This window comes from Mesorhizobium sp. M7A.F.Ca.US.006.04.2.1 (assembly GCF_004022915.1).
Classification (GTDB): Bacteria; Pseudomonadota; Alphaproteobacteria; order Rhizobiales; family Rhizobiaceae; genus Mesorhizobium; species Mesorhizobium ciceri.
In genome coordinates this window covers 1-4374 of sequence record NZ_RZQA01000548.1, presented here as the reverse complement: position 1 = coordinate 4374, position 4374 = coordinate 1, and the positions used below count along the sequence as shown (strand labels likewise).

The 4374-nt window shown below is 64.9% G+C and carries 6 protein-coding genes; all 6 read left to right on the top strand.

Annotated elements, in window-relative coordinates; all coding sequences use genetic code 11:
- Positions 1-429: TagF domain-containing protein (locus tag EN925_RS24875; protein WP_164894376.1), on the top strand; the 429-nt coding region annotated here is incomplete at its 5' end.
- A gap of 19 nt (positions 430-448) precedes the next feature.
- Positions 449-1294 (top strand): DUF4150 domain-containing protein, encoded by an 846-nt coding sequence (locus EN925_RS24870; RefSeq protein ID WP_196815287.1) that lies wholly within the window; start codon positions 449-451, stop codon positions 1292-1294.
- 9 nt (positions 1295-1303) lie between these two features.
- Complete coding sequence (locus tag EN925_RS24865; RefSeq protein ID WP_063173918.1) at positions 1304-1726, top strand: hypothetical protein; 423 nt, start codon at positions 1304-1306, stop codon at positions 1724-1726.
- 3 nt (positions 1727-1729) lie between these two features.
- Positions 1730-2209 carry a hypothetical protein gene (locus EN925_RS24860; protein ID WP_127370108.1) on the top strand — a complete coding sequence of 160 codons (480 nt, stop codon included), beginning with the start codon at positions 1730-1732 and terminating at the stop codon, positions 2207-2209.
- A 3-nt stretch (positions 2210-2212) separates the two neighbouring features.
- The gene (locus EN925_RS24855; protein ID WP_063173920.1) at positions 2213-3298 is read left to right on the top strand and encodes a DUF2169 domain-containing protein; all 1086 of its coding nucleotides are present in this window, start codon (positions 2213-2215) and stop codon (positions 3296-3298) included.
- Positions 3295-4338, top strand: a complete 1044-nt coding sequence (locus tag EN925_RS24850) for a hypothetical protein (RefSeq protein ID WP_127370383.1) — start codon at positions 3295-3297, stop codon at positions 4336-4338. The genes EN925_RS24855 and EN925_RS24850 overlap by 4 nt, the downstream gene beginning before the upstream one ends.
- Positions 4339-4374: the final 36 nt, after the last annotated feature.

Sequence of the window (4374 nt, the reverse complement as noted above, 5' to 3'; positions counted from 1 at the left end):
TTGCGCGAGAGGCCAGACGAGGGGGAATTAGATTCGCGTGTCTGGCGCTTCATAGTCAAGGGCGGTATTTTCGGCGAACAGCCCTGCTCCGGCGCTTGGCGCATGAGCGAGGATCGCGTCGGCCGCCGTTATCCGTTCGCCATCGTGCGGCTGGGTCCGCCGCCGGAGCCGGGCGACCCGTGGTACGATGCAGTGGCCTCGCTTCTTCAGAACTGCGTCGACAACTACTGGGCGCAGACCCGGCTGGCCCAAAGCCTTCAGACTTTGCCACGTCCGGGCGGCGCCGCCGCGACCGACAAGATCGCATTCTGGAGCGACGACTGGGAGGTCAGGGAGTTCGGCTTCGCCGACATCCACGACCTTGCTCAAAATGGCCTGCCAGCGATGCGCGGCACGGCCGGAGACGGCGGAGTCCTGAGCCATGGGTAACACGGTCTACGCCGACAAGATGGGCTTCTTCCACCAGGCAAGCGGCGGCAAGGGCGTCGCGCCCGGCGACGTCTGCCTCAGCCCGCCGCCGCCGCCGGCGGGACCGGTGCCGGTTCCATATGTCAACATGCTTTCGGCCAGCGATCTCATCAAAGGCAGCAAGAGCGTCAAGGTGCAGGGAACACCGACGGCGCTGGAGAACTCTTCCGAAGTGGCGCTGAGCACGGGCAACGAAGCGGCCACGCCAGGACTAGGCGCCGGCGTGGTCACCCATCGCATCAAGGGCAAGGGCTCGTTCAAGCTCTGGTCGTTCACGGTCAAGGTCGAGGGCAAGGGTGTCTGCCGCCACGGCGATCCGATGGAGCAGAATACCGCGAGCCCGCTGCCGAACACGGTCGACGTGTCCGCCATGGTCGACTTCTCGGTGGTGCTGGGCAAGGACGCGATGAAGGAGGACTGCCCGCGCGACTACAAGTACTCGGAGGACTATACCCCCACGACCGAGACCCAGCGCGCTTCCGTGCAAGGGCAGACCTGCTGGCAGTGCAAGAAGGACCGTGCCAACATCCTTCGTCGGGCTTCAGGCCCAGCCAAGGACAAGGCGCTGAAGGACATTGACAAGAAAATCAAAAGGCAGACTGACGGTAAGGTCACGATGATCGCCGATCACCAGCCGCCGCAGAAGACCGCGTGGGAGATGGGAGCGTGCCACGATCCGGGCAGCTTCGCCCAGCGGATGCGCGACCTTCCGTGCCAGCCGCATTGTCATGCTCACAGCATGGAGCAGTCCCAAGATATGCGGGCACTGGATCGCCGCGAGCTTTACGATGCGATGAACAAGCACATTGGCGGCCTGGGCATATAGAGATATGAAATGATCTCGATAACGCATCAAGACATTTATGATCGTTGGACAAACGAGCTGAAGATCGTCGTGCCACCAATGCTGGAATGGTGGCGTGACCTTCATGCGCAGGAAGTCAACAGGGAGGTTGTCGACGCCCGCTGGCCGGCGGGACCAGCGAGTCATCCTCGAGTCATTGCCCTGTTTCGGAAGTACTACTTCGAAACGACGCGACTGAACGACTCGCTTTCGGGCGGCGGGCCGGAGCACGGGAGTGAGATGTGGGGCTCCGAGGCCAAGCAGTTGTCCGAAGAGAGCGAGGGGGACGGTCCGGTCCCACCCGTAACGTTGCTCCTCTCGTGGCTGGACGACACCGAGCCCGAGTTGGCGGACTTCATGAGGACGTTCGACTTCATTCCCATCGGGGAAGATCCGGAATTCGAGGAGTCCTGAGCGATGGCACTGCTCGTCAATCACAACATCCAGAACGGGACCTACCGGCTGCTGCGTGCGCCCGGTGACGTCCGAGGCCGCGCGGAAGAGGCGGCGCCGGGGACCGGCGCGGCCGGACATCGCGGCCTGTTCGCCGCCTATCTGCTCGATTTCGTGGACGTGTTCGCTGTCGCGTCCGAGACATGGAACGCGAGTGTCCAGGAGCGTATGGAGACCGGCCTGCCGATGGGCGAGGCAATCCTCCGAACGATCGAGGCCAAGGGGATTGCCGGCCCCGCCGGCCACCCGAGAGTGGTCTGGCTCGTGCGCAAGTACTGGCTTGCGTGCGACGAGGAAAACCGGCGTTCGGTGTCGAGCGCGGTGCCTCCCGAAGTGTTCCTTCTCGAGTGGCTGATCCAGGGCGGCCATGACGACTATGCGACGCTGCTGACCGCGATGCCCTACTGGCCGATCGGCCTCGACGAACACGGCAACTGGTGCTGAGCGATGGCGTTCGCGGTCGGGATAGAGAATCGCACCCCGTTCGCCACCGCAACACATGTGCAACTCGACGCCGACGGCCAGGAAATCCTGGTCGTCATGTTCTCGGCAAGCTTCGATGCGCTCGACGGCGCACCGGCGATGGACGTTTGCGAAGACCAGATGCCGGTCGCGCTCTGGGATATCCCGTTCGGCGATCCAGCCAATTCCTCCAATCGCTACGAAGCCGATATTGCGCCGCATAAGCCGGCCGCCGAAATCCTTGTCAACGGTTCGGCGCACGCGCCGAACGGCCGTCCGGTGACGGAGATGCAGGTCGGTTTCCGCGTCAGTGGCTTGCAAAAAGTGCTCAACGTCGTCGGAGACCGCATCTACGACGCCGGCGGCTTCAGCGCGCCGGCCCTGTTCCGAACGATGCCGATCGTTTACGAGCGCGCCTATGGCGGGACGCTGCCAGATGGTCGGCTTGACCGACGCAACCCGGTCGGCGTCGGCTATCACCATGCCTCCTCCGCCGATCCGGCAGTGCGCACACAAGCCCCGAATGTCACCTATCCCGCTGAACCTTGTCTCAGCCCCTCCGATCGACCCAGACCGGCCGGCTTCGGCCCGCTCGGGCGGGGTTGGATCCCGAGACTGCCGCTCGCCGGCACCTACGATCAAGCCTGGATCGACACGCAGTGGCCCCTGCCTCCCGGGGATTTCGATCCGCGCTACAATCTGTGCGCCCCGGCGGACCAGCACCTGCCGGCAATCCATGGCGGTGAGACTGTCACGATCATCGGCATGACACCGAACGGCCGCTGGGCCTTCCGCCTGCCGCGCATCGTTGCGCCTGTGCGGCTGATCTATGACGACCGGGTCGAGGAACGTCCGTTTGCCGCGGACACGGTGATTGTCGAGCCGGATCTGTGGCGCGTCACACTGAAAGCGCGCTTTTCACACATGACAAAACGGAACACGCCGGCGCTGCGGGAGATCGTCTTCGGCCATGTCACGCCCGCCTTTCTCATGGCCCGGCGCAAGCGAAAGATCTATCTCAGCCCGCGTGGCGGTGACGGCACCGTCGACCGCGCCGTGTGGCAGCCATGAAGTGGCCGCTCTACGTCGCCGGTGGCGGCGCCGTCACGCCCGCCGGGCTGAATGCGCGGCAAACGATCGCGGCCATTCGGGCAAGCCTTTCGGCCTTCGAGGAAATCACGCTCGCCGAACCGTTCGGAGTGCCACAGGTAGTCGCGCGCATACCCACTCATTGGCACCTGCGCCGCAACGAAGGCGAATGGCTGGTCAACATGGCCGCCCGAGCTATCAACGAAGCGCTCGGCACGGGCGAACCGGGGGTCGCGGCGGCCACCGCGCTGCTCATCACGACGCCAGAGAGCTTTCGCAACCATCCGGCTTTCGTTGATATCCCGGCGCGCGATTTCCTGGCCGCGGTTGTCGACGCAACAGGCCTGAGGTTCCACCGCGCCTCGTGCGTCGTCGACGGCGGCGCGGCGGCAAGTGTGGGACTGATAGAACGGGCGATTGCACTGATGGAGGATCAAGGCGCCGCACAGGTGCTGCTCGGTGGCGTCGACAGCCTCGTCAACCACACCGACCTCGGCCGGCTCAGCCGGACCGGGCGTTTACAGGGCGCGGACAACGCCCAAGGAGTGATTCCTAGCGAGGCGGCGGTCTTCGTGCGGCTGCTCCGGGAACCCGGCCGCGGGCCTGTCGTGGCCGCCATCCATGGCATCGGCATGGCCCAGGAGACTGACAGCATCCTTTCCGAGCGCTACAGCCAGGGCCGCGCCATGCTCGGCGCGCTGCGCGACGCCGTTTCGGGATCGGGACCATCGGAACCCGACATCGATTTCGTCGTCTCGAACGGCAATGGCGAGCGCTATCATGGCTGGGAGATGCTGATTGCCCGACCGCGCTTCTATCGCACGCACCGCACCCTGATGGCGACGGCCTATCCGGCGATGACGGTCGGCGACACCGGCGCGGCCAGCGGCGCGCTGGCGCTGATGCTGGCCGCCGACAGTCTTGTCCAGAATTATGCGCCGGGATCGATTGCCATGTGCGAAGTCGCATCCGAGAACGGATTGCGCGCCGCCGCCGTCGTGGCGCGGGCGAACCGCCGATAGATTACAGCCATGCCGGAAACCGGCGCGTCCTTCGCC